Here is a 25,775-nt window from a genome sequence, read left to right on the forward strand (position 1 = left end):
AACCGGCGCCACGAGGGTTAACCCCCCTTCGCGAGCGCATTGCCGGCACTCAGGGGCCGGCCGTGCTGCGCTGCATCCCGCAGCGTAAGTGGCGGGCGATGACGTGCGGTGCGCATGCGTGCACGGCCATGCGCGTTGCCAAGCGCATTCCAGGAGGCGCTCCTCCGAAGCGCTGGGACTCGGCAGGACGCTTCGGAGTGTTCCCTTGCACTTTGGGACGCCAGCAGCCACTGCCCGTCAGGCCAGGACGATGGTTTTTGACTCCATGAAAGCCGTCAGCCCTTCCACGCCCCCCTCCCGGCCAATGCCTGACTGCTTGAAGCCGCCAAAGCCGATCGAGAAGTCGGTACGCGGACCATTGTGGCCAACAGTCCCTGACCTGATTTGCCGCGCCACCTGCATCGCCCGGTCCCGGTCGTTGGTAAAGACGGCGGCATTCAGGCCAAAAGGCGTGTCGTTTGCCATCCGGATCGCACTGGCATCGTCATCGGCCGGAATGACGCTCAGGACCGGGCCAAAGATCTCTTCCTGGGCGATCGTCGACCGGTTGTCCACGTTGCCGAAGACGGTAGGCTCAAAGAAGAACCCTCGCTCCAGATGCGCTGGCCGCTTGCCGCCGGTAGCAAGCACAGCTCCCTGTGCCACGCCTCCGGCGACGAAGCGTTCGACCGTCTCACGCTGCCGCGCACTGGCCAGCGGCCCCGATGTCGTCGTCGCTGCAAACGGATCGCCAAGGACGATCCGCTGCGCGATGGCCGACAGGGCTTCGACCATGAGGTCGTGCTTGGCGCGCGGCACGATCACACGCGTCAGGCTGTGACAGATCTGCCCGGTGTTGTATCCAAAGTACGAATTGCCAAGCGTATTCGCCGCACTCTCGATATCGTAGTCATCGAGGACGATGGCCGGCGACTTGCCGCCGAGCTCCAGGGTGACACGTGCCACCCGATCGCCGGCGATCGACGCAATCCGACGTCCGGCGGCGGTGGATCCGGTAAAGGTGATCTTGTCCACGCCGGGATGGCGGACCAGCTCTTCAGACACATCCCGGTCCGCCGTCACAACGTTGATCACGCCCGGCGGGAGCCCGATCTCTTCGCAGATCTCCGCCAGCATGTAGGCTGAACATGGCGCCTCCTGTGGCGACTTGATCACCAGCGTGCAGCCGGCTAGCAGCGCTGGTGCCGTCTTGTAGGCCATCAGGCCTGCAGGGCCATTCCAGGGGATGATCTCGCCAACCACGCCAACGGGCTCATAGACGCGATAGCTTTCGTTCCCGGTGACCGACCGATGCGGTTCGCTGAAGGGAAACGTCGATGCCATCGCCGCGTACTGCCGGAAGGCACCGCTGATGAACAGCCCGATGCGGGGCTGGGCGATCTTGTAAACAATCCCAGTCTCGATCGCCCACACGCGGGCAAAATCATCGTTCCGTGCTTCCAGCCGGTCGGCGAACTTCTCGAGATAGACCGCCCGCTCCTGGGGCGTGAGGCGCGGCCAGGGCCCCTCGTCAAAGGCCTGCCTGGCCGCGGAAATGGCATGCTGCATATCCGCGGACGAAGCCTTCGCCACCGTTGCCACGACTTCTTCCGTCGAGCAATCGAGCACGTCAAAGGTTTCCGAAGTGGAGGGCTGCACCCATTCGCCGCCGATATACAGCCGGCGCGGATGCTTCAGCTCGATAATCCTATTCGTCATGTTGACTCCCGCTGCCGTAGTCAACGGCAGGCTTCAGATTTTGCTTGCACCTGGTACGGAATTCGTCAAAAGACGAAAACACTTTTGCCGCCAGATTGCTTATTGAAGTCGGCATAGGCCTCACTGGCCTGCTCGAGCTTCCATTCGTTGGTGAAGAGCTTGTCCACTTCGACGCCGCGGTCGGCGATGAAATGGGCGCAGTCCTTCATGCTGATTTCCGAGAAGGTGAAAGACCCCATCAAGGTCCTCTGCTTGCCGATCAGGTCCTTCATCACGTCCAGCGTCATGTTCCCGCCGACGGAGACGAGCACCACGCGGCCCCAGATCTTTGTGCTGCGGACCGCCTGGCTTCTCGGTACCTCACCGCCCGCGCACTCCACCGCACACGACACGCCCCTTCCACCCGTAAGCTTGTAAATCTCCTCGACGGGATCCACCTTGCTCGCATCGATGGCATGCGCAACGCCAAACGCCTTCGACTGCTCGACGCGATCCGGATGGATATCAACGCCGAACACCTCGACCCCCATGGCTGCGGCAAGCTGTGCCGTCGACAGGCCAACCGGGCCAAGGCCATAGACGGCAACCGTATCGCGCGCGCTGATATCAAGGCGTTGCAGTGCACCGTAGGCCGTACCAGTGCCACAAGCCACGGCTGCGCCGGCTTTGAAGGACACCTCCTGAGGCAGATGCACCAACGACGATACAGGCACTTTCATGTAGTTCGCGTGTCCACCATGGCTCAGGACCCCATAGATGCGTGCGCCGTGGTCGCATAGCTGGGTCCAGCTCGTCCGGCAATGGTCACACAGGCCGCAACCCGCGTAGTGGAAGACGATGACGCGGTCGCCGACCTTGAATGTCTTCGGATCTACGCCCGGTCCAAGCGCAGCCACTACACCGCATGGCTCATGTCCTCCAATAATCGTGTCAGACTCGAGACGATTTTTTAGCCCAAGCATCGCCAGGGATTCAGCCATGCCGTGACGGTAGTAATGCAGGTCAGTTCCGCACATCCCCGACGCCTTCATTTCGATGATCGCCTCTCCGGGTCCGGGAATGGGATCGTCGAATTCGAGCACCTCAACCTTGCAGTTCCCCTGAAAAACCATGCCTCGCATTGAATAGTCTCCGAGTCGTTGTCGTGGCTCACAGTCGAAACTGCGGCACTTCTAGTCCATGCAAGTTAGTCGCGCGTAACGCACCTTGCAATTGGCGCTTTTCGAAGTCTCGGTTCGATATCCGCGAAGCAAATGCCCTCACACCGACGCCTTGTCGCAATTGGTGCTGTGGCGTCAACTACTGAAGACGGGCGCGACCGGAGTCACGCCTGCCTTGCTTACAGGTTTTCCTTGTAGAACGGAATCAGCCTGGCGAGCGCCTTGGACACGGGTTCGGGCTTGTCATAGAGGTCGTAGTGCGACCATCCCTCAACCACGACCAGTTCCTTTCTTTGGGATCGTGCGCGGCCAATGATTTCGCATCCATCCCGATACGCACCGAAGGCGCCAACCTTGTCCCCCACAACCACCATCAGCGGTTGAGTGAGCAGCACCTCCGCGAGATGGAACGCATCCCAGCCCACAGCTGCACCCTGGTGGGAGAAGAGCGACCGGTTGGCGCCGTGTGGCTTCTGGCCCCGCGGTGTCCGGTAGTACTCCGTGGCCTCGAACACATCGATTTCCGTGAGACCGCGCTTCTTTGCCTCTTCCGGTGACGACGGCAGCAGGTCGTCGACACGCAGTTGCGCGCCACGCGCTTCGGCGGTGCGTTGCTTTGCCATCGCTTCCAGCGCGCCGACGGGATCATATCCGCTGAAGCCTTCGCGCATGAGCCGGCCGTAATTCACGCCGGTGACGGTGCCCACCGCCTTGATGCGGCGTTCGGTCATTGCAGCGTTGATCGAATAGCCGCCACCGCCGCAGATGCCCAGCACGCCGATACGATCTTCATCGACGTAGTCGAGCGTCACCAGATAGTCGGCGACAACGCGGAAATCCTCGACACGCAGGGTGGGATCTTCTATGTAGCGTGGCTCGCCACCGCTGGCGCCCTGGAAGCTCGCATCGAATGCGAGGACAACAAAGCCTTCCTTCGCCAGGGCCTCGCCGTAGACGTTACCGGAGGTTTGCTCTTTGCAGCTACCGATCGGGTGCGCGCTGATGATGGCCGGGTACTTCTTCTTCGGGTCGAATCCCGGCGGGAAATGGATATCTGCTGCGATATCCCAGTACCGGTTCTTAATCTTGATAGTTTCCATTCGGGTCACCTCGTTGGTGATGTGGTTGAACGATAAGTTCGCAGGAATGAATGTAGGCATTCAGCTGAAGCTAAACAAGTACGTCATCCGGACCACAGTGGTAATCATCACTTAACAATCCTCCGTCTGACGCGGCCGGGATGAGCGCATCGCAGGCGCCTTGGTAACCCCACCGGAGGATCCTCAGGCTTCGCCCGCAGACAGCCTTTCAAAGTACGGTACGTATGCTTGCAGGCCATTGCGATGCTGCGTGGCTTCGATGTGCAATCCAAGATACATAGGAGAAGAACCACATGACCGCGCCGCCCTGCAAGCCCGCTGATGCCGCTACTGCCACCGCCTGGGGACCGCTGCGCAATCGGCGATTCTCGGTGCTCTGGTCGGTGTGGGTCGCAGCCAACGTGTGTGTCTGGATGTGCGACGTTGCCGCGGCATGGTTAATGACCACGCTGACCGACAGCAAGACCCTGGTCGCACTGGTGCAGACAGCCACGGCATTGCCCGCCTTCCTATTAGCGCTTCCCGGTGGCGCATTGGCGGATCAGGTGGACAGACGGATGTGGTTCCTCATCACACTCTTGTGTACGGCGGCCACTACGAGCGCGCTGGCGGTAGCGACTTATACAGGTACCCTCAACACTCCTTTGCTGTTGGCTCTGGTCTTCGCCGGAGGTGTCGGTGCCGCACTGCGCTGGCCAGCGTTCTCCGCCTTGCTGCCCGAGGTCGTGTCACGTCCGGAGCTGCCGCAGGCAATGGCGTTGCATGGCCTTGCCGTGCACGGAGGACGCGTGGGAGGGCCCCTCGTCGCCGGCCTGTTCCTGGCAATGTGGGGCGGCGCCTCGGTGTTTATCGTCGGTGCGCTGCTCTCGCTTACGTCCGCGCTGGTGATCTGGAAATGGGACTATGAAGCGCCGCCGCGCAAGCGTCGCACGGTGCGTTTCCCGCAGGCGATACGAGCCGGCCTGCGTTACGCACGGCGCAGTTGCCGCCTGCGCGCCGCAACCGTGCGTATCTGGGTACTCTTTACGACCGTGACGGCACTGATGGCATTGCTGCCGCTGCTCGCGCGCGCGTATGGTGTCGGCAGCGCGATGGTCTACACGACGCTACTTGCATGCGTGGGCGCCGGGGCCATGACGGCTGTGATGGTGCTGCCACGGCTTCGGGCGCGCTTCGGGTCGCAAAGAATCGTCACGGAGGGTTCGCTCGTGCTCGGCATGGCGATTGCAGGCGTTGGACTAGCTCCGCACGCGTGGGTTGCAGCGCCGGTCCTGTTGATCTGCGGCGCTGGGTGGATTGCAATCGGCAATTCCTTGAACGTCAGCGCTCAATTGGCGCTGCCAGACCGTCTTCGCGCACGGGGAATGGCGGTTTTCTTCATGGCCGCAATGGGGGGCGGTGCGAGCGGCGCTGCCGCATTCGGCGCGCTGGCCGACCACATGGGCGTGCGCGCAGCGCTGCTTGTACTCGCGCTCATGACGTCTGCGCTGGGCTGTTTGATGCGTCGCCGTTGGTCTGTCGCATTCGCGGATGGCCTGGGTCAGGAACAGAATTGAGCCAGAGGTTTGGCTCGGGGCTTGCACCTGGAAATGGATCCCGGGTGCTGTCGTTTACCTGTCGGACCAGGCCCGGAATTACCGTTCCACCTGGCGTCGCCACGTTCCTCAGTGAATGGTCAACCCACCCGTCGGACTGAGCGTCGCCCCCGTGAGGTAGTGCGCCGCATCCGAAGCCAGGAATGCCACCACCTGGCCAATGTCTTGCGGGGCCGCCACGCCAAGCGGGCTGCTGGCAATGATCTTCTCGTATTGTTTGCGGTGGCGCTCCGACACCCCCCCCTCCTTTTCGAACGCAGCCTGCCAGGAGGGGCTGTCGCGTACCACTGTCACGCACACGCAGTTCACACGGATCCGGTCTCGGGCCAGTTCCTTGGCAAGCACCTTGCTCGCACTGATCAGCCCGCCAGCGAATGTGGCGACCGCTGTCTGGGTGGGCGTAGGCACCCTGCCTCCTTCGGAAGTCCGGGGTGGTGCTGCGCGCAAAATCCCCGCCGTCACGCGACTCCACCTTGACGACCTCGGCACCGGCGTCCGCGAGCCACATCGAGGCAAACGGTCCGGCAACAAAATTCTCAACTGCCAGGACGCGCACGCCGCTCAGGGGTCGCTCGGAGTTGCTCGTGTTGGCTGCGGTGGCAGTGTTCTGGTTGGCGTTCATGATTAGTCGGGCTGGTAATTCATCTCGGTGAAAAGACCCTTCCAGATCCCCACCTCTTCAGTCAGCTGCTTTGAAAAAGCGGCCGGCGAGGATGTCACCACGGTGCCGGTCAGCCGCGTCTCCACCGTGTCCTTGAATTGCTTGTCGGCGGACAAGGTCTGGAGATCGCGCGCAATCCGGTCAACCACAGCGGACGATGTGGATTTCGGCACGAAGACCCCGGCCCACAGTAGCGGCAGGTAGCCCTTGTAGCCCACAGCCTCGGACAGCGTTGGCACATCGGGCAGGTTCGGATAGCGCTCGGTACTGATCGCGGCGAGCGGTTTCAGATTCCCCGCATCCATCTGAGCTTTCATTGAACTTGGCGTGTTCACCATGAACTGTGCGTCATTGCGTATCACCGCGAGATTCATGGCGCCAACGCTGTTGAAGTCGAGCTTCGTGTACCGCATGCCTAACGATTTGTTCAGCAATCCCATCGTCAGGTCGAAGATCGACGTCGGGCCTGCGCCGCCGAAGAACAGTCCGTCAGGACTGCTTTTGCTCAACTTGACCAGATCCCGCATCGTTTTCGCCTTGAGCGCGGTTTCGGCATTCACCGCGACCACGAGCTGGTAGTTGATGACCTTGTACACGGGTACCAGGTCGACCATCGGGTCGAACTTCAGGTTCTTGGTGGTGAACTTGGGGAGGATCGAGCTTTGCGTGCCGAGCAGGATGGTGTGGCCGTCCGTGGCGTTCACGACATACTCCGTGCCGATCACGCCGCCCGCCCCGGGCTTGTTCTCTACGATCACGGGCTGCTTCCAAATGCCCTCCAGCCGTTGGGCAAGAATGCGCGCCAGCATATCGCCCGACGAGCCGGCTGCCAGCGCGATCACAATCTTCACCGGCTTGGTCGGCCATTGCTCGGCCGCTGCGGTCTTTGGCAGCAGAAGCGCCGGGCAGCCCGCGAGCAAGGCAGCGCCGGCCAGGCGCAGCCATCTTCGCCGGCCGGTCGCTTTCAGAACGTCACTCATGTCTCTCTCCATTGTTATATGTCATCTAGTCGTCAAGACTTGGACCGCTTGGTCAGGAGCGCAAGATCCGCGTTGTCGTGACCGACGTCCCGCGCCGCCGACAGCGGCGGCGGGCGCTTGCCATTGAACGACAGCGGCAAGCCGACGGCAGCGAGCTCATCGTCCGACGGCTTGCCGATAATGCCAAGCGCTTCCGTTTGCGGGTGCTCCACCAGTTCTTTGGTCGTCTGGATCGGTGCGCACGGCAGTCCGGCCACGCCCAGCCGCTCCTGCCAGTAGACACGCGGATACTCGCGCAGGCGGTCGCCGATTAGTCCGTCGATCAGGGCCCGATTGCGCAGGCGCGCCGCATTCGTGGCGAAGCGCTCGTCGCCAGCCCACTCTGGCCGGTCCAGCGTCTCGCAAAGCCGCGCGAACAGCGCGTCGTTCGCACAACTGATGATCAGATCACCGTCCGCAGTCTGGTAGGCGCGATGCGGCACAATAAAGGCGACGCCAGATCCATGGCGCGAGCCCGGCTCGCCGTCGGCGTTGTAGTTGGCGACGCCGATCGACATCCAGGCAATGGCAGTCTCCAGCAGCGAGCTGTTGACGGTCGCGCCGGCCTGCTTCTGTTGTCGCCGAAACAGTGCGGCGAGAACACCAATGACGGCCCACATACCCGTGCCGAAGTCGACAATGGACACCCCGGCACGCACCGGGGACTGGCCCTCCTCGCCCGTAATGCTCATGATTCCCGCGAACGCCTGCATCAGCGGGTCATACCCAGGCGCGGTATTCAGCGGCCCCTGGTGGCCAAAGGCCCCGATCTCGCAGCAAATCAGCTCCGGCTTGGTCACACGCAGGCTATCGGCATCGAGCCCGTACTGCGCCGCCGAGCCGGGCCGAAGGTTATGAAAGAAAACGTCGGCGCGTTCCGCGATGAGCTGGTGGAGCGTGGCAAGGTCACCGGGATCCTTGATGTCAAGGCTGATGAAGCGCTTGCCGCGGTTGATGGCATGGAAGGCCGCGCCGCTTCCCTTCCACTTGCTCGGCCCCCAACCGCGCGCCGAATCGCCCGTGGGCCGCTCGATCTTCCAGACGTCTGCGCCGAGCGCTGCCAGGATCTGGCCGGCGAACGGCGCCGAAGCGCTGTCGCTCAGCTCGACCACCACCACACCGTCGAGAGGCAAATCATGCATTGCTGATACGCTCCTTGGTTTGATATGCGTTGTATTGCATCCGCTTGGACCGGACGCATGCGCGAAGAGTAGAGGCGCGTCGCCGCCTCGCCAACTGGCCTTTTTCGAAACGGCGATTCGGAGGGATTGAAGTGGCGAGTCGCAGTGCCCTGGTCCCTTAGGCCCACTCGGGCGCGGCAGCACGCTCGCGGACCCGCCCGGTTGCTTTATCAACTTAGTTTCCCCGCGTGACCATTTATCTAAAGTGTCGTTATCGGCGCTTTTAATATGCGCCGCTGTCTGAATCCATACTTTGGATTAAAGGCGCCCTACCGCCATGGGGATTTCTCGCTCAACGCTTTCTGCCAATACTTCATCCTCAGGACAGGGAATTGAGTTCTTGTGCCCTGCGGCCGTTTCAAAGTACGGAATAGCTTCCCCCCGTGCGTTGACGGCCGCCTAGCGGCCGCACGATCCTCGCATTGCGGGAAATACCGCAATCCCAGGAGCCATATCCATGAACAGTCCCGCCAGAACGGAGACAGCCGTCGCCAACGGGCCCGACGCAACCAGCCCAATGTCGCGGGCAATCTGGGCCGCTTCGATCGGCACCATCTTCGAGTGGTACGAATTTGCCCTGTACGGCGCGCTGGCCTCGGTACTGGCGGAGAAGTTCTTTGCTGGCGTGGATCCGTCCACGGCCTTCATCTTTGCGCTGCTGACTTTCGCGGTCGGGTTCATGATGCGTCCGCTGGGCGCACTGGTGTTCGGACGCATCGGCGACATGATCGGCCGAAAGCGGACGTTCATGATCACGATCTGCATGATGGGTGGCGCGACGATCGGTGTCGGCTGCTTGCCCACCTATGCCGCGGCGGGCATCATCTCGCCGATTGCGCTGATCTGCCTGCGCATCCTGCAAGGATTGTCCGCGGGCGGTGAGTATACGGGCGCCCTGACCTACGTTGCTGAGTATTCCCCCGGCCGCCGCCGCGGGCTCAACATGTCATGGACCACAGCGTCGTCAACCGTCGGCCTGCTGTTGTCGTTCCTCGTGATCCTGGCATCGCGCACCATCGCCGGCGACGGCTTTGACGATTGGGGCTGGCGCCTGCCGTTCCTCGCCGCATCGGTGATGCTGCTGGTCTCACTGCTGCTGCGCGTTCGCATGGATGAATCGCCTGCGTTCCGCAAGCTGCGCAGCGCAAACAAGCTGTCGAAGGCGCCGTTGCGCGATGCTTTGCTGGATCGCGCCAATCTCGGCCGCATCGTCATCGCCTTCGCGTTGTGCGCCGGGATGACGTCCATGTACTACATGGCTGCGCTCTATCCGACGTTCTTCCTCACCAAGTCCCTGAAAGTGGATCCCACCACGGTGAATACGGTGGTCCTGCTGGCTACCGCACTCTGCGTCCCCGTGTTTCCACTGGCCGGATGGGCCTGTGACCGATTTGGCCGAAAGCCGGTATTGCTAGTGGGCTTTCTTGCCAGCGCGCTGCTGGCGTTTCCAGTGTTCAAGGGACTCGTGACTTACGCCAATCCGGCCCTTGCCGCCGCACAGGCCAAGGCGCCTATCTCTATCGAAGTGGACCGAGCGAACTGCTCGCTGATGTTCAATCCTCTGGGTAATCGCAAGTTCGCCTCGTCCTGCGACTTGGTCAAGCAAGCCCTGGCCAGCGCGGGCGCCAGTTACCAGATCATCGACGCCGCCCCTGGCGCGACCGCGCGGATCCGGATCGGCGACGACATCCTGAACGCCTACGATGCGGGCGGCATGTCTGCGGATCAGGCAAGGGCACAATCAGCCCAGTTGTCGCAGGCGCTGCACGCGGCGCTGGAAAAGTACAGCTATCCCGGCAAGAGCGATCCGAAGGCCTTTAACGCAATGAAGGTGCTGCTCCTGCTGGCGCTCTTCTTCGCCAGCTCGATCCTGACTGTGATGACGATCGGTCCCGCGCTGGTGGAGATGTTCCCAACCCGCATCCGCTACACCTCAATGGGAGTGCCGTATAACCTCGCTACCGGCTGGGTAGGCGGGCTGTTGCCGACCTTCGTTTTCGCCATCGCGGCCCAGACTGGCAACATGCTTTCCGGACTGTGGTATCCCGTTGGCTGGGCGATCCTGTCCCTGGTTGCCCTGTGCTTCTTCCGCGAGACCCGTGATATTGACATCGCCGCAGACGCCTGAGCCCCGAGCGGAGGCCACCGCCGGCGCTATGCAGTGCGGCACACATGGGACGCGGGTGAAACTACTCTGTTCAGCACGGGTTCGAATAGCCGGATACGGCTCGAACTGTGTATCGAGAATAGGCGCTCACATAAAAACCCCTATGGGGTGGGCCGCCCATTCATACGATAACCGGCATCCGGAGGCAGCACTCCGTCATAGTCGGGAAGAACGATTGTTGTGGGTACCCGATAATGCACGGTGGAATGGTTTCAACGGCATATCCCCGACGCTTTCGAAGGCGACGAAGCCTTGTCTGTACGCATCATCGTCCAAGTTGACTAGGGTTGGTTGGCGAACGACCCGCATCAATAAGTCCTCAATTTTTAGTGGCTGTCCACTACCGAAGTATCTTAAGATCGCTGCATACAGTCCAAGCGTTGCAGCCCGTATGCACAGCCGACAATTGGGAACTCCATGAAGTATCCATCGCAGCTTTTCTGCCGCATAGATGTGCTGCAGATCGTCATCGAGCCGGTATTGGCACATGGCTGGACCCTCGTCGAAGAGATAGCGCAAGATATGGAGAGATGCGACATAAGGGTCCGGTGAATCACAAATTAGTTTCCAACTATCGCTCCATACATTCGTACAGTCTTGCTCCTTATATGGATGCGTCGAGCGTGCTTGCAGCCATCGTGCAAGCATCCGAAGGGTAGCACGATAGACGAGATGAACCTGGCGGAATTCGTCGACCCGGGCTCCTCTTCGAGTCAGCGGTGGCTGGCTACGGCGCAGGCTCCAGCTGAGGATCGTCACGCGACGTTTCGCCGTCTCGAGAAGAACTGGAGTAAAAACAGACAAGCGAGCGCATAGTGCGTAGGCCAGTGATGGATTATCGTTCCAGAACTTTCGCAGAACAAGTTTGGAATATCCCACATCAGCGTGTACCAAGTTCAAGGTGTTTGCCCACGCCATTAATCCATCGAATCCTCGATGGAGCTCTTCAGCATGGTCTCGAAACTCGAGATAAAATTTCGGTTGAAACTCACCTCCGGCGATCCATGCACGACAGTTCTTGCAGTGATATGGATGCACCAAACGCCAATCATCAAACAAATTTTCCAACGCCCCCCCACACCTCTGACAAACCGATGATAGTCGTGCCCCGTGCACCGGGCAAACGGGTAGCTCAACGCATTGGAACCAAAAGCTGTGGTATCCAGCTTCTAGACAGAGCGGACATATTCGAAGCTGTTCCGAGAAGAGCGCATCTAGAAGGCTCTCAGCACGACCAGTCATCATGTCGGCTTCTTCAACGGGGCGTTTACCTATGACTCCTGCCTTCATCAAAGAGCTTGCTAATGCCTGGGATTCTTCGAAGTAGGATTTCTGCCCTCGACTCCGGTAACGTATGACTCGCCTGACTCTAAGGTCAGTTGCGCTTAATGCGTTGAGTTCCACCCATCGCATTAAGATGGAAAAAGTTGATTCATATGGTAAGGGCCACCATTGCTCCCCCGTCCACCATGACATCGCTCCAATTACATTATTAATTACCATGGTTAATTATTAACCGTTTAATCGTACGCGAGGCCGCCAGCATGTGCTGCCGCGGATAACCAAAGCGACTCATCGAGTTTTCCTTTGATAAAATCTGCATCAGTGGCACGGACAACCAAGTACGCCAAAGCCTCAAAAATTCGCCGACTCAAGAGCCAACTCTCCTTCTTGTCTGATTCCTGGATCACTACGCTTCTAATCAACCCAACCTTGGAAAAAGCCGTCCAGAAAATCTCCACGTGGTCTTCGAATCGAAAACCGTCTGAAAATGCTTGAGGGAAGAAAAACTGAGTCCACGTGCAGCCGGAACCCTCTGGCCAGATTCTGCAGTCAATCGCGCGGAACAATACATGCAGCGAACGCTTGTCATACCCTCTCAATCGCACGCGGTGCAGGCCGAACCGGTCGGCACATGCACGCCCGAATTCGTTCCTTCTCATATTGTTTAGATTATCCTGCAACGTTGAATCCCCACACGTCACAACAACTAGCGAATATCCATTTTTAACAAGATCATTTTGCAGATCTTTGACAAAACCAAAGTCTACGGGAAGTAATGCTTGGGCTTCATCCAGCAGCAGCACCAAAATGCCCCAAGTCGAGGTACTTGCCAGTACTTCCATGCGCTCATAAGTTCTCTTCTTTAGCGCAGGAGTTTCTCCGCTGGGTAGCGGATGTTCTAACGAACAAAGAAATTGCATATAAAATGCTCGAATGGAAGGTACCTGTTTGTTATCCGTCGAATGATAGGCAATGGCAAGATTATTACCAAAATCCTTAGACAGCTGTTCACACATTGCGCGCAAGAGCGATGTCTTCCCTTCTCCTGTCTCCTCGGAGAGATAGAAGCTTCGACGCTGCAGAATGCAGAGTTTGCATGCGTCGTATGCGCATCGGATAGGAGGCGTCCACAACGGACTATTGACATCGTGCGCCAGAAGCGGGTGTTCCCCGACTGAGCAACGAGTGTAAGGGGCACTTTCATATGGACTTTCATTAGTGTCAGACATCGTCATCGCTCCTCGTGTTTCGAAAAATACCGAACGCTCCTCGCGGTTCCCTGCTGCGATACTTATCAGTTGATGTCGTTTCTTTCTCTTTGGGGTCGTACGCCATCTGGCGTTCTAGATTCGCAAGATCCAAGGCTTGGCGTTTGCTTCGCCTTTTTGGCTTCTCGTCGATGAGTTCATGACGGCGCGTCTGTATAATTTTTTGAATAAACTTAGGGTCTCGTTCGGCCGGTCTTGCTAAGGCCTTCCGATTCATGAGTCGCCGAGCCAGTATTGAATACTTCCAATCGGCCCAGCGGGCCTCAGGATTTAGTTGTCCGAGATCCTTTCCCGTATTGAGAACGATGGCCCATGCTTTACGAATGTCCAAGCGGTGGACTTGAAGCTCCACTTTCTGTCCAATTAGCGTGAAGTCGGAGGAGAGTTGTTGATTCGTATAGCGGCATCGATCAAATTGAACGTAGGGGCGCACCCCCTTCTTCACGGAACCACGGACTGTGGCCACCACCTTATGCATCAGCAGCCGTAGTTCTGGCTCGCTCGCATTAGGCAAAGGCTGTGGTACCCAATCGAGTTCCGGCCGAATCGCATAGTCTTCCAATGTGTCGAAAATCGTGCTTCGGAAGAATTTTTCCGGCGTAAATACCGTGTGATGTTCTGCGATGACGGCATCGAGGATAGCCGTAAGATCCCTGTCACGCAGCGTGTACCGTGCTGCCTCCTTCTCTGGCTCGCGGCGCCGCCGCGGGTCATGCGGCCCACTGCCATAGGTACACCGAAGTCGGTGGAGGCCCCGTTCAGCGAGCTTTCCATTGAGTCGTTCGATGAAGGGGCGAAGCCACCAGGCGCGTGGAACGCCGAACTCGACAGCGCAACCAAGTACATCGATGACATTGTTCACAAAGTCATTGGCAGCGTTTGCCCATCCATTATCAACTTTAAGTAGGCAACACCCCTGGCGGGCGTATAGGAGAATCAGGTTCGGCAGGAGTGAAGCCTGTTCGGGTACAACGTCGCGCATCAATGGTGCGTCGTCGTCCTGTGCTGCCGGCATCAACGAACTAAGGACAGTTTGGAGGGCCGTATCGGACGACGGCTCGGCCTCATAAGCGACGTGATAGCCGCATATGCCCCCACTGCACTCGTCGACCAACAACCCGACATACCAACGAGCGACAAGCAATCTATGTAGGTGGCCATAGCGGTCCTCGAACTCGATGTAGCCGGGCGCATCCTGCCGGACATAATCTAATTCCAAGATCGAAAAGGGCATCCACGCTTGGATCAAGCGTGGATGCCCTTTCCCGATCCTCAAGTGCCACGCGGCATCCTCCCCACTGCGCTCCCGGATGTATGCAGTAGGTCTGGTTTTTAACAGCGCATGCAAATACTTCTGCAGCGCAGAGTATCCGAGATTGCGCGTATTCAATGGCCACTCGCCCGGTTTGAGCTTTCCTTTTAATTCCTCAAGGAACTCCCTGTGGATGTTGGCAATTGACTTCCTGGCCTCGACATACTCGCCGTCATCATTCTGACCCAGAAACTGTTTTATGACTCGCTTACGCAGCCAGGGAAACCGGAGAAACAGCTGCCCGAGTGCACCAGCGAATCCGCTTGAGCAACTCGTGCCCAATACGAAATTACGCACGACCGGTTTAGTCCGCGTGTATGCCACCACGTGAAGTCCTGGATGAAGCGCACGAAAACCGAAGTTCCGCTTATCCGGGGCTACGGCGAGGCAACGCTTGATGATGCGACGTAGATTATCATCCGAAATCATCGTTTGTGCCGCAATATCCCGGAAACTATATCCTGCCATGTAGAGGGCGATCGCCTCTTTTTTGCGCGCTACTCCACGACGTGCATTTTCATCGAGTTGAGATACGTCGATATCTGGCCAAGCGTCAATATCCTGCAATTCGGCAGGAATCAAGGATCGTCTCGCACCTGTTTTCATTTTTCGATCCTCGAGATCAAGGAACGACGTGAAAACAATTGCTTCTTGAGTTCGGTTCGCAAAGCTCCTACTGCCAGTTGATGTGCTACGGCAGCGAGCATAATCGCAGCATCTATGCCTGGTTGAGCAAGAATTTCGCTCAGCGCAACGGTATGGCGGTTCTCAAAGAGCCCCCTGAGCACTAACAGTTCTTTGCCTGCGTACTTGCCATGAGCACGGGTACGTGCTGCACAGAGGAATCGCCAATTTTGCGGGAGTAGCCCGGCAGCACGAATTTGTGCTTCGGTCTTAACAATGATGGGATATGGGCACTGATCTTCCTTGGGTAAAGCTCGTCGGCTGAAGTACCAGCGCTCAACGGTTTCATCCACATAATGGACGTCCACGGCTTCGGAAACATCGGCGGCAAGATCTGAGCACAAGCAATACCGGCAAATCTCGGGATTCCCCTCCGCCAACATGAGATGCCAGAAGCAAACTTGGCCAAATACCGCCAACCTTTTGTCGTTCTTGGGAGACTCAAAAACGTACAGATTGCGCAAGCCTCGTTCAGGCAAATCAACATAATGCCGCGCAGCGATCGTTCGCGGCATAACTACCGCATGTGCCTCGTGTTTCATCGCAGCTCCTCAGATTTGAGGGATGAGACCAGGCCTAACGCGGCGGCAAACACAGATCCCCTTGACTTTTTGCCAAAAATGAAGCAGAGTCAATCCAGACTTGGGGAAATTTCGGGCAAGCGCGCGAGAGGCACTGGCCAGGATTTTTTCAGGCGATAATGCTCCCATTCATCGGTTGGATGATTTCAAATTCGGCGCGAGATCAGCCGTTACTGATCTCGCGCCTTGTTGTGTCCTGATCACGAGCGAATCGTGATCACATCCGTCATAGCTCCCTCCCCGGAAATACGCAAGCACTATCGGATTTGCCGGAAGGCAGCCGAGGTAACTACAAGTTACTTAACGGGAGGGGGGCTTGATTTTCCGCCTGGCACGCGAAATAATCGTTTTTTTATTATCCGATAATCATAGAAATGCATTATTTTGCGCCTACACAAGCGTTTTCGTGGGATTTTACTGAGGCTATACGCACCCGAAGGCGATGAATAAGGCGTATCTCGTGTCGGAGTGCAAATTGCGCAGCCCGTCTCCGGGATTTCCGGGATCCTTTTGGTATTTGTGCCGAAAGCAAGCCTTGACTCGGTTCTGACGACCCTCGCGAACACGGGATGCTCATTCGCTCCCGGACATCCACACAGAGATTGTTTGACGTCGGCGCCGACGTTTTGGTCATTGGCCAAGCCTTCAACACACCACAAACGTGGCGCAAGCTGCTACCGGTCAATTCTGCTTCCCGCTTCATTAAGAGGAGGCGAAACGAGTGAAGCGTTTGCGATGTTTCCCGCACAACCCGGCAAGCAGCATTTGACCTAGCGAGCGGTCGAGTTCGTGATCCTCCGGAAGCAGACACAGGACTCGAACCTACAACTCGCATCCTTTGCCCAGCATTTGCGCGCCGGAATGTTGACGGCGAGAAATGAACCTTGGGTCACAATCCCGACTCCTCTGCGGATCATCGAGAAGCTCTCTGAGTACATGCGCGCGTAGAAGCCTGGCGCTTCAGAACCAGGGCCGTTGCTACAAGAGTTGCGCTAAGGGCGGCCAGCGCCGGTTGATATGAAATTCGATTCCTTTGCGGTATGGCCTCATTGGTAACGGAACGTGTGGCTGAGCCGGTCGCGCAGGCGAGGCAAGCTGGTCACCCAGCCTTTGGTGACCACGTCTTGCGCCGGCAGTCGTTCACTGGGATGCGCGGCAAAGTAGTGCTCGCTCGCCTGCATCAGCCGCGCGGCTTCGCTCGGGAAGCTCGATTGCACCAACATGGCGGCCAGCCGGAATACGTTGGCCTCGCGCTGGTCCAGAGCGGACCCTGTGGACGCGCGTGCAACGGTCGCGCAGCGACTTAGGAGCGCAGCTTCGACGTCCCGGGAGCACATGGCGGATCCTCCGATCGGTGGCCTCAATAGATGCCTGCCAATGTACTGCGAACTGTGGTCCAACGTACACTTTGCGCGGTATGAGAGTGATCAACAAACGCGTCCTGCTCGATTTTGCTGCCAAACAACACCGCGGGAGCATCGCTGGGCAACGGGGTGCCAGAAGCCAGCCAGCCCCGGTTGCTTGCGGCACCGCCTGCCCCAGCCCTTGCTACTGATACGCCTTCCTATTCTTACCCATAGTTTTACGTGGCTCCCAGTTTTTCACGTCATGTTTCCGCACATAGATCGCCGGAGAAAAGATACCGCGTATTCCAAGGATGGGCCTCTACGGTAGCAGTCAAGCCAAATCTAACCCGACAACTTTGTTCTAGAGGACTATGTCACCTGAGGCTGCCTCCCCGTACGCTCCCAGTTTCGTCGGGCGCTACGGGAGGCAGCCATGCACGAACAGGGATTGGTGACCATGAGTCTGCGCGAAGCTGACCTCTTCAAGGTCATTCAGGCCACCGCCGAAGGTCTGTTGCCGCATTGCGCAAGCACAATATCAGCACGCTAGAAACCGCCAATGCCTATGCCGGTCTTCATGGCGACAGGCGCCTGGCCGGGTAGCGCTACAGCTCCAGCGCCGGCCCCCTGCTGCGCTTGAGCTGGAACGCCACCGATACGCGATCGGCCGGATAGGTCGTGTCGGTGATTTCCAGGATCTTGCCCGAGCCATCCTTGTAGTGGCGAATCAACCGCAGCCCCGCAGATCCGGCCGGCACGCCCAGCTGCGCCGCCAGCGGCGCCTCGACCAGCGTGGCCGTCACCACCTGCCGGATCTCGGCAATCGCGATGGCGCGTTCGCGCTCGATCAGTGCGCTGACCAGGGTCTGGGGGTGGCTGCGGATGGCGTCGACCAGGCCCGCCAGCGACGCGTCGATATAGATATCGGCGCGCGCCACGGGCGTGCTGTCCTTGCGTGGGTCGACGCGGGTGCCGCTGAGCAACACCCACGCGCTGCCGACCGGTGCTTCGAGCCGGCGTGCCAGGGCGCGGTCGAGCGTGATGTCGCGCACGTCTTCGATCGCGCGAACCTCGGTGGCTGCCACGCGCACCAGGTCCTCGGCCGTGCCGAATGACTGTGTGTAGGCTGCGTTCGGGTTGGCGCTTTCGACAATGGTGCCGACCGCCTTCTTGCGCGAGATATAGCCCAGGTCCTGCAGCATGCGCAGCGAGGCCCGCACCGTGTGGCGGCTCACGCCGTGCTGCTCGGCCAGTTCATGCTCAGTCGGCAGCAGGCTGCCTACCACCCGGCGCCCTTCCACGATGTCCTTCATCAGCGTGCTGGCGAGCTCGGCATATCGCGTGGGGGTGCCCGGCACATCGGCCCTGGGCTTGCTGTCCTTCAGTGTCGCGGTCATGGCGGCAAGTGGTGCGGAAAGTCGGAGGATGCGCGCATTTTACGATGCCGGTGCCGCACCCTCCCCACTCCGTCAGTGCGCGAAGAAGCGGCGCTCCGCCTCGGCCGGCAGCGCCATGCCGGTGACCTTGGCCTTCTGCAGCACCTCCCAGAAGTAGCGGTAGGTGGCACGGTCGTGCAGTTCGCCCTTGTACTGGATCGGGCCCCAATCGGCGTCCTGCGCCGCTACCAGGATGCCAGCCGCGTCTTCCACTTCGGTGAAGTCCGGGCGCATGGCGTTGACGATCGGCTGGATCTGCGCCGGGTAGATGCTCCACATGCGCAGGAAGCCGAATTCGTTGCGCGCGCGGCGCGCGTCGCCGGCAATCACGTCGGCGTCCTTCAGGTTCAGGCACACGTTGTGGGCCGGCACGATGCCGTTGGCCAGCGCCGCCGCCACCATGTCGGCCTTGGCACGCGCCAGCAGCGCGTGCTCGAACTGACCGGGGCTGCGCATGGCGGCGGCCGGGATCGCGCCGTGGTGGCCGCTGACGAAGTCCATCAGGCCGAAGTCCAGCACTTCGATGTTCGGCAGCCCGACAATCTGGAACACGTCGCGCAGCGCGCCATGGGTCTCGATCAGCACGTGCACCGGCACCGGCTTGTCCAGGCCGGCCTTCTTGCCGGCCTCGCCGATATAACGGATCACCTCGGCGACCTGGCCGCTGTTGGTGGCCTTGGGCACGGTGATATACGCCAGGCGGCTGCCGGCGCCGCCCACGATGATGTCCACGTCCTGGCGCCAGGACGGATGCGACGGGTCATGGATGCGTGCCCCGGCACGGGCATGGACGTTGCGATCCGAGGCGATCATGCGCGCGACCATTTCGGCGTGCTCGCGCTCCTGGCCGGCGGCGGCGCCGTCCTCGCAATCGCAAGTCACGTCGAAGACCGGGCCGTATTCGACCTGCAGGTCCATGGCCTTGCCGATCAGCTTTTCGCTGCCGGCAAAGTGTTCACAGGCGGCCAGCACGGGGAATGCCTTTTCGCCGGCAAAGAGAGCGTCGTTCGGGTGCGTTGCGGTGGTCATGTCTAGTCTCGCTGGGTGGTTGGATGCATCGGGGCTGCCCGCGCGGGGCTTACCGCTGGCGTTTGGGGATGGCGATGGTGTAGTCGAGGTCGAGCACCACGTTGGACGGGTGCGCCGGCCTGCCCTGCCCCGGCTCCGGGAAGGCAACGGATGCGCCGCTGGCGTTCTTCACGCCGATCATGCGCAGGCGCAGCCCGCCGACGTGTTCCTGGCCCAGGTCGATCTTGTCCAGCACCTGGGTGGCGCAGGCAATGGTGTCGCCGGCGTAGCTCGGGTTCACGTGGCTGCCGCCGTTGATGGCCAGGACCGACAGGCCGTTTTCCAGCCCGTCGTAGGCCAGCGCGCGGCAGACCGAGATGATGTGGCCCCCATAGACCAGCCGCTGGCCGCCGTTCGCCGCCATGGCGTGGCCGTCGAAATGCGCGCGCGCCGTGTTCTGGTAGAGACGCGTGGCCAGGCTGTGGTCGCTGTCGTTGATCGTCATCGCGCCCGGGTGGTCGATGCGCTCGCCCACCGCGTAGTCTTCCCACAGGTCGTCGAAGCCGGTCATGGCGGCGATCTCGCGCACGCGGGCGGTGTAGTCGCTGCGGCGCAGTCGCTCGGCCGGCACCGCCGTCTCGGTGGCAGGCACCACGGCCTCGCCGCAGGCGGCGCCGTGGTCGCGCTTGTGCACCATCACCCAGCGCACCCAGCTCAGCACCTCGCGGCCATGCTGGTTACGGGCCGTGGAGCGCACGTAGACCACCCCGCTCTTGCGGTTGGAGTTCTCTTTCAGGCCGATGACTTCGGTATCCACGGCCAGCGTATCGCCCGGATACACGTGCGAAATAAAGCGCACTTCCGCGTAACCGAGGTTCGCCACGGCATTGAGCGAGATATCCGGCACGGTCTTGCCGAACGCGGTGTTGAACACCAGCAGGTCTTCCAGCGGCCGGCGCTCGAAGCCGAGCTGCCGGGCATTGGTCTCGGCCGTGCATAGCGCCGCGCGGCTGCCGGTCAGGCCGATGTACAGGCTGCGGTCGCCCTCGGTCAACGTGCGCGGCGTGGCATGGCTGATCCGCATGCCGACGCGGAAATCCTCGAAATAGTTGCCGCTGCGGTCCTTCTTCATATCCGTTTCCTTGTCCCTCTGGCCTCGGGCGTCACGCTGCCGCATCGTCCCGTCACTCGTTTTATGTCCGTACATAGTGATTGGCGAAACCAGGCCTGTCAACTGGAAATCACCAGAAGGCCCTTTGTGTATGCCGTGTAGATTGCGGAAATATACCCACCCAGTTTGGGTGGGTATCCGCGATAAGGCTTGCCACCCACCCACTCTCTCCAGCTACTATGTACGTACATAAACGTCGCCAAACAGGCGAATCACAGGCTACCGCCAGGAGTGCAAGGTGCAAAAACTGACCGAAGAGCGGCGCATGATCCAGGAGGCCGCGCGCCAGTTCACGATGGAGCGCGTGCTGCCCATCGCCAACAAGCTGGACCCGGAAAAGGGCCAGATCCCGCGCGAGCTGATCGACGAGATGGCCGAACTCGGCTACTTCGGCATCCTGATTCCCGAGGAATACGGCGGCCTGGGCCTGGGCGCCTACGAGTACTGCCTGGTGGCCGAGCAGCTCTCGCGCGGCTGGATGAGCGTGGGCAGCCTGATCGCACGTGGCAATGGCCTGATCGGCGCGCTGAAGGGCCTTTCGCCCGGGAAGAAGGCCGAGTACCTGCCGCGCATGGCGCGTGGCGAGTTACTCGGTGCGTTTTCGCTGTCGGAACCCAACGCCGGCTCCGACGTGGCCAATATCGCCTGTCGCGCCGTGCGCGATGGCGACGACTGGGTCATCACGGGCAGCAAGTACTGGTGCACGTTTGCCGACGAGTCGGACTTCATTCTCGTCATCTGCCGCACCGATCCCGTGATCGATCCCAAGGCGCGCCACAAGGGCCTGTCCGCCTTCATGGTGGAAAAGCCGCGCGGCCAACTGCCTGAAGGCGTCAAGGGCAGCATCATCCCGAAGATCGGCTACCACGGCTGGACCACCTGGGAACTGGCCTTCGACGGCTGCCGCGTGCCGCATGCGAAGATGGTCGGCGACGAAGGCAAGGCGTTCTATCTCGCCACGGCCGGACTCGAAACCGCGCGCGCCCATACCGCCGCGCGCTCCATCGGCCTGGCGCAGGGCAGCCTGGAGGATTCGATCCAGTACGCGAAGGACCGCGCCCAGTTCGGCAACCCGATCGGCAACTTCCAGGCGATCCGCTTCAAGCTGGCCGATATGGCGACCCAGATCGAGGCTTCGCGCGCCCTGCTCTATACGGTGTGCGAGAAGATCGATGAAGGCCTGCGCGCCGACACCGAGGCGTCGATGGTCAAGCTGTTCGCGAGCGAGATGTGCGAGCGCGTCACCAGCGAAGGCCTGCAGATCCACGGCGGCGCAGGCTACACCACGCATTTCGCGGCCGAGCGCTACTGGCGCGATGCAAGGCTGACCAAGATCTTCGAAGGCACGTCCGAGATCCAGATGCGCATCATCTCCGATGCGATGCTGGGCAAGGTCGCAGCCTGAGCCGGTGCACGCGATGACGCAAGCCACCGTGCCCACCGCCATCACCGCGCGCGCCGCCAGCCTGGCGGTGGATGGTTCGCTGCGGTTTCCCGCGCACGCGCTCGACGTCGCCCGGCTGTCCGTCTATGACTGCCTGGCCGTGGCGATCGCCGGCGCGCAGGAACCGGTCAGCCAGGCCGTGCGCGAGATGGTGCGCCGCGAGGACGGCGCGCCGCAGGCCAGCGCCTTTGGCCTGGCGCAGCGCATCCCTGCCCGTGCGGCCGCGCTGCTCAACGGGGCAGCCGCGCATGCGCTCGATTACGACGACACGCATTTCGATTTTGTCGGCCATCCGAGCGTGGCCGTGCTGCCCGCCGCAATGGCGGTCGCTGAACAGCAGCAGGCCAGTGGACGCGCCCTGCTCGAAGCCTTCCTGACCGGCGTCGAGGTGACCTGCCGCGTTGGCGGCTGGCTGGGCCGGCCGCACTACAACGCCGGCTTTCACCAGACCGCGACCTCCGGGGCCTTTGGCGCTGCTGCCGCCGCTGCGCGCCTGCTTGGCCTCGACACGGAGCAGGCTGTTCATGCCCTGGGCCTCGCCGCGACGCGTGCGTCCGGACTGAAGTGCCAGTTCGGCACCATGGCCAAGCCATTCCACGCGGGCATGGCAGCGTCTACCGGCGTGGAAGTCGCCACGCTTGCGTCGCTGGGCTTTGTCGCGCGGCCCGATGCGATCGAATGTGCCGCCGGGTTTGCCGCCACCCATGGCGCCGGACAAGGTTGCATCGACGATCCGTTTGCCGGCCTGCCCGAGACGTTCCGCTTTGTCGACGTCCAGCACAAGTTCCACGCCTGCTGCCATGGCACCCACCCGGCACTCGAAGCGCTGAAGACCTTGCGTGCCCGGCACGGACTGCAGGCGCAGGATATCGACGCGATCTCGCTGGCCATCGCACCGCAGTGGCTGCCGGTCTGCTGTATTGCCGAGCCGGCAGCGGGGCTGGAAGCGAAGTTCAGCCTGTCGCTGACGGCCGCGATGGTGCTGGCCGGTGTCGACACGGCCGCGCTCGCGTCGTTCTCCGATGCCAATTGCCGTGCTCCCGCGCTGATGGAACTGGCACGTCGTGTCGAGATCCGCCCCGACCCGGCCATTGCCGATACCGCCTGCCGGGCCACTGTCGTGACGGCATCCGGCGCATCGCTGAGCTGCACCATCGAACTCAGCGACCCGATGCCCTATGCCACCCGCGCCGCCAGCCTGCGCGGCAAGGTCGAGGCCTTGCTTGGCACGCGCCCGGCGCAGGCACTCTGGGATTTCGTCGAAACCCTGGACACCCATCCGGCATCGGACCTGTATCCGCGCCTGCACGCCTGGATGGCCGGCGATGCCGCCTGACCAGCCAATGTTGGAGTCAACTATGCAGCCCCAAGCCCCTTTCGACGCCCGCTCCCACGGCAAATCCACCGGCGCCCTCGCCGGCCTGCGCGTGGTCGACCTCACGCAGATGCTGGCCGGTCCGTTCTGCACGCAGATCCTGGCCGACCACGGTGCCGACGTGATCAAGGTCGAGGCCATGACCGGCGACGGCACGCGCGTCACCGGGCCGTTTTGCGCAGACGACACGCTGAAGGATTTCGGCGGCTATTTCCAGAGCGTCAACCGCAACAAGCGCTCGATTGCGCTGGACCTGAAGACCGGCACGGGCCGCGAGATCCTGCGCAGGCTGATCGACGACGCCGACGTGGTGGTGGAGAACTTCCGCGCTGGCGTGATGGAGCGTCTTGGCTTTTCCTACGAAACCCTGCGCGAAACCAACCCGCGCCTGGTCTACGGCACGGTGCGCGGCTTCGGCGATCCGCGCAGCGGCGAAAGCCCGTATGCGCAGTGGCCGGCGTACGACGTGGTCTCGCAGGCCATGGGCGGGATGATGGGCATCACCGGCCCCGACCGCGACACGCCGACCAAGATCGGCCCCGGCGTGGGCGATACCGTGCCGGCCCTGATGCTGTGCATCGGCATCCTGGCGGCGGTCAGCCGCGCGCGCGAAACCGGCCAGGGCCAGTTCGTCGATGTCGCCATGACCGACGCGGTGCTGGCCATGTGCGAGCGCATCGTCTACCAGACCTCCTACACGGGTGCGGTGCCCGCGCCGGAGGGCAACCGCCATCCGCTGCTGTGCCCGTTCGGCCTGTTCCGCGCGCGCGACGGCCATGTGTCGATTGCCTGCGCGACCGACGCCTTCTGGGAAAAGCTGGCCGTCGCCATCGGCCGCCCGGAGATGGCGCAGGACCCCGCCTTTGCCACCAACGCCGCGCGCGTACAGCACCAGCAGCAGGTGATCGACGCCATCGAAGCCTTCACCGCTGCACGCAGCAAGGAAGACATCGCAGAAGCGCTGGGCGGCAAGGTGCCGTTCGGTCCGGTCTACACGTCGGCCGAGATCTTCGCGGACAAGCACTACGCCGTCCGCGAAATGCTGGTGGACGTGGAGCAGCCCGGCTCGGCTACCCCGGTGAAGATCGCCGGCGTACCGATCAAGCTGAGCGATACCCCGGGCGCCGTGCGGTGCCGCGCCCCGCTGCTGGGCGAGCACACCGACGAGATCCTGGGCGCGATCGGCTATGCCGAGGACGGTATCCGGGCGCTGAAGGCGCAGCGCGTCGTGGCCTAGTGTCCGACATCGAATCGCCCCCGCCGCCATCCAGGCGGCGGCAAACCAGGGAGACAAGTATGAAGAGATGGATCATCGCCGGCGTACTGGGTGCGCTGGCCAGCCTTGCCAGTGCATCCGACCACTACCCGTCGCGGCCGGTCAAGCTCATCGTCGGCTATGCGGCGGGCGGGCCCGTCGACAGCGCAGCGCGGGTCTATGCGCAGCATCTCGGCACAGCGCTGGGGCAGCCGGTCGTGGTCGACAACCGCGCTGGCGCCGGTGGCGCCATTGCCGCGTCGCTCACGGCCAAGGCAAGCCCGGACGGCTATACGCTGTTCTTCGTCGGCAGCCCGACCCTGACCATGGCGCCGCTGGTCCAGAAGACGGCCACCTACAAGCCGCTCAAGGACTTTACGCTGGTGGGCCTGCTCAATACCTACACCAACGTGCTGCTGGTCGCGAACGACTCTCCGCTGCACAGCGTGAATGACCTGATCGGCGATGCCAAGGCGAATCCCGACGGGCTCGCATTCGGCTCCGCAGGCGTCGGCGCATCGAATCACCTGGCAGCCGAATTGCTGGCCCAGCGCGGCGGCGTGCGCTTCCTCCATGTGCCGTACAAGGGCAATGCCCCGGCCGTCACCGACCTGATCGGCGGCAAGATCGGCTTCATGTTCGACGTCACGGGCACCGCGATCGGGTACGTGCAGGGCGGGAAGCTGCGCGCGCTGGCCGTGACCTCACCGACGCGCAACGCTGCGCTGCCCGGCGTGCCGACCGTGGCCGAGTCCGGGATCAAGGGCTTCGACGTGAGCGGCTGGTTCGGCCTGATCGGCCCGCCGGGCCTGCCGCCCGCCGTGGTGGACCGTCTGGTGGCGGCGAACCGCGAGGTGGGCAACAACGCCGCTTTCCAGCAGAGCCTGGCGCGTGCCGGCTATGCCCCCAGCATCAGCGGCCCGGCCCAGTTCACCGAGCGCCTGCGGCAGGACCTGGCGCTGTGGACCGACGTCATCACGAAGGCCAAGATCGAGGCGCAATGAACGCCATGCCGGCGGCATCCAGCCGC

General features: G+C 61.4%; 20 protein-coding genes and 2 pseudogenes. 7 read left to right on the forward strand and 15 right to left on the reverse strand.

All coding sequences use genetic code 11. The features are described from left to right. Positions 1-237: 237 nt before the first annotated feature. The 3 genes from AC3FKH_RS27975 to AC3FKH_RS27985 all read right to left on the reverse strand — a co-directional run bounded on the left by AC3FKH_RS27975 (position 238) and on the right by AC3FKH_RS27985 (position 3,958). Positions 238-1,698, reverse strand: coding sequence for an aldehyde dehydrogenase (locus tag AC3FKH_RS27975; RefSeq protein WP_488678956.1), 1,461 nt, complete (start codon positions 1,696-1,698; stop codon positions 238-240). Between the two features lie 65 nt (positions 1,699-1,763). Next, positions 1,764-2,819 (reverse strand): zinc-dependent alcohol dehydrogenase family protein, encoded by a 1,056-nt coding sequence (locus AC3FKH_RS27980; protein WP_488678957.1) that lies wholly within the window; start codon positions 2,817-2,819, stop codon positions 1,764-1,766. A 218-nt stretch (positions 2,820-3,037) separates the two neighbouring features. Then, a complete protein-coding gene (locus tag AC3FKH_RS27985; RefSeq protein WP_488678958.1) occupies positions 3,038-3,958 on the reverse strand; it encodes an alpha/beta hydrolase in 921 nt (306 codons plus the stop codon). A gap of 293 nt (positions 3,959-4,251) precedes the next feature. Between AC3FKH_RS27985 and AC3FKH_RS27990 the strand changes: the two genes are divergently transcribed. Continuing rightward, positions 4,252-5,514 (forward strand): MFS transporter, encoded by a 1,263-nt coding sequence (locus AC3FKH_RS27990; RefSeq protein ID WP_488678959.1) that lies wholly within the window; start codon positions 4,252-4,254, stop codon positions 5,512-5,514. Positions 5,515-5,622: 108 nt separating this feature from the next. Here the strand turns inward: AC3FKH_RS27990 and AC3FKH_RS27995 are convergent, their stop codons facing one another. The 4 genes and pseudogenes from AC3FKH_RS27995 to AC3FKH_RS28010 form a co-directional block, all read right to left on the reverse strand. After that, positions 5,623-5,961, reverse strand: a complete 339-nt coding sequence (locus AC3FKH_RS27995) for an SDR family oxidoreductase (RefSeq protein WP_488678960.1) — start codon at positions 5,959-5,961, stop codon at positions 5,623-5,625. 49 nt (positions 5,962-6,010) lie between these two features. Beyond that, positions 6,011-6,175 (reverse strand): annotated as a pseudogene (locus tag AC3FKH_RS28000) (CoA transferase); the annotation flags it as partial. A gap of 2 nt (positions 6,176-6,177) precedes the next feature. Next, positions 6,178-7,194: a Bug family tripartite tricarboxylate transporter substrate binding protein gene (locus AC3FKH_RS28005; protein ID WP_488678961.1), complete on the reverse strand. Its 1,017-nt coding sequence runs from the start codon at positions 7,192-7,194 to the stop codon at positions 6,178-6,180. 32 nt (positions 7,195-7,226) lie between these two features. Continuing rightward, positions 7,227-8,375 (reverse strand): CaiB/BaiF CoA transferase family protein, encoded by a 1,149-nt coding sequence (locus tag AC3FKH_RS28010; RefSeq protein WP_488678962.1) that lies wholly within the window; start codon positions 8,373-8,375, stop codon positions 7,227-7,229. Positions 8,376-8,871: 496 nt separating this feature from the next. Here AC3FKH_RS28010 and AC3FKH_RS28015 point away from each other — a divergent pair, with 496 nt between their 5' ends. Continuing rightward, positions 8,872-10,542, forward strand: coding sequence for an MFS transporter (locus AC3FKH_RS28015; RefSeq protein ID WP_488678963.1), 1,671 nt, complete (start codon positions 8,872-8,874; stop codon positions 10,540-10,542). Positions 10,543-10,737: 195 nt separating this feature from the next. Here the strand turns inward: AC3FKH_RS28015 and AC3FKH_RS28020 are convergent, their stop codons facing one another. From AC3FKH_RS28020 to AC3FKH_RS28035, 4 genes are all read right to left on the reverse strand, one after another. Next, complete coding sequence (locus tag AC3FKH_RS28020) at positions 10,738-11,649, reverse strand: hypothetical protein (RefSeq protein WP_488678964.1); 912 nt, start codon at positions 11,647-11,649, stop codon at positions 10,738-10,740. Positions 11,650-12,101: 452 nt separating this feature from the next. After that, on the reverse strand, positions 12,102-13,094 hold the full coding sequence (locus AC3FKH_RS28025) for an ATP-binding protein (protein ID WP_488678965.1): 993 nt from the start codon (positions 13,092-13,094) through the stop codon (positions 12,102-12,104). After that, positions 13,087-15,051, reverse strand: coding sequence for a helix-turn-helix domain-containing protein (locus AC3FKH_RS28030; RefSeq protein WP_488678966.1), 1,965 nt, complete (start codon positions 15,049-15,051; stop codon positions 13,087-13,089). Before AC3FKH_RS28030 ends, AC3FKH_RS28025 begins: the two co-directional genes overlap by 8 nt. Next, on the reverse strand, positions 15,048-15,671 hold the full coding sequence (locus AC3FKH_RS28035) for a hypothetical protein (protein WP_488678967.1): 624 nt from the start codon (positions 15,669-15,671) through the stop codon (positions 15,048-15,050). Before AC3FKH_RS28035 ends, AC3FKH_RS28030 begins: the two co-directional genes overlap by 4 nt. A gap of 825 nt (positions 15,672-16,496) precedes the next feature. Here AC3FKH_RS28035 and AC3FKH_RS28040 point away from each other — a divergent pair. After that, positions 16,497-16,658, forward strand: a pseudogene (locus AC3FKH_RS28040) (hypothetical protein); the annotation flags it as partial. 98 nt (positions 16,659-16,756) lie between these two features. Here AC3FKH_RS28040 and AC3FKH_RS28045 read toward each other — a convergent pair. From AC3FKH_RS28045 to AC3FKH_RS28060, 4 genes are all read right to left on the reverse strand, one after another. Next, entirely contained in the window at positions 16,757-17,047 is a 291-nt protein-coding gene (locus AC3FKH_RS28045; RefSeq protein ID WP_488678968.1) for a hypothetical protein, read from the reverse strand. 614 nt (positions 17,048-17,661) lie between these two features. Next, positions 17,662-18,453 (reverse strand): GntR family transcriptional regulator, encoded by a 792-nt coding sequence (locus AC3FKH_RS28050; RefSeq protein WP_488678969.1) that lies wholly within the window; start codon positions 18,451-18,453, stop codon positions 17,662-17,664. Positions 18,454-18,525: 72 nt separating this feature from the next. Beyond that, entirely contained in the window at positions 18,526-19,521 is a 996-nt protein-coding gene (locus AC3FKH_RS28055) for an HpcH/HpaI aldolase/citrate lyase family protein (protein ID WP_488678970.1), read from the reverse strand. A gap of 49 nt (positions 19,522-19,570) precedes the next feature. Beyond that, the gene (locus AC3FKH_RS28060; RefSeq protein ID WP_488678971.1) at positions 19,571-20,632 is read right to left on the reverse strand and encodes a MaoC family dehydratase; all 1,062 of its coding nucleotides are present in this window, start codon (positions 20,630-20,632) and stop codon (positions 19,571-19,573) included. A 277-nt stretch (positions 20,633-20,909) separates the two neighbouring features. Between AC3FKH_RS28060 and AC3FKH_RS28065 the strand changes: the two genes are divergently transcribed. From AC3FKH_RS28065 to AC3FKH_RS28080, 4 genes are read left to right on the forward strand one after another with little or no spacing between them, the layout of a single operon-like run. Further along, positions 20,910-22,076 (forward strand): acyl-CoA dehydrogenase family protein, encoded by a 1,167-nt coding sequence (locus tag AC3FKH_RS28065; protein ID WP_488678972.1) that lies wholly within the window; start codon positions 20,910-20,912, stop codon positions 22,074-22,076. A 13-nt stretch (positions 22,077-22,089) separates the two neighbouring features. Beyond that, a complete protein-coding gene (locus AC3FKH_RS28070; protein WP_488678973.1) occupies positions 22,090-23,451 on the forward strand; it encodes an MmgE/PrpD family protein in 1,362 nt (453 codons plus the stop codon). A 22-nt stretch (positions 23,452-23,473) separates the two neighbouring features. Beyond that, entirely contained in the window at positions 23,474-24,727 is a 1,254-nt protein-coding gene (locus AC3FKH_RS28075; RefSeq protein ID WP_488678974.1) for a CaiB/BaiF CoA transferase family protein, read from the forward strand. 59 nt (positions 24,728-24,786) lie between these two features. Further along, positions 24,787-25,749, forward strand: a complete 963-nt coding sequence (locus AC3FKH_RS28080; protein WP_488678975.1) for a Bug family tripartite tricarboxylate transporter substrate binding protein — start codon at positions 24,787-24,789, stop codon at positions 25,747-25,749. The last annotated feature ends 26 nt before the right edge of the window (positions 25,750-25,775 follow it).

The sequence above is a fragment of the Cupriavidus sp. 21MJTG02-4 genome, from assembly GCF_057798975.1.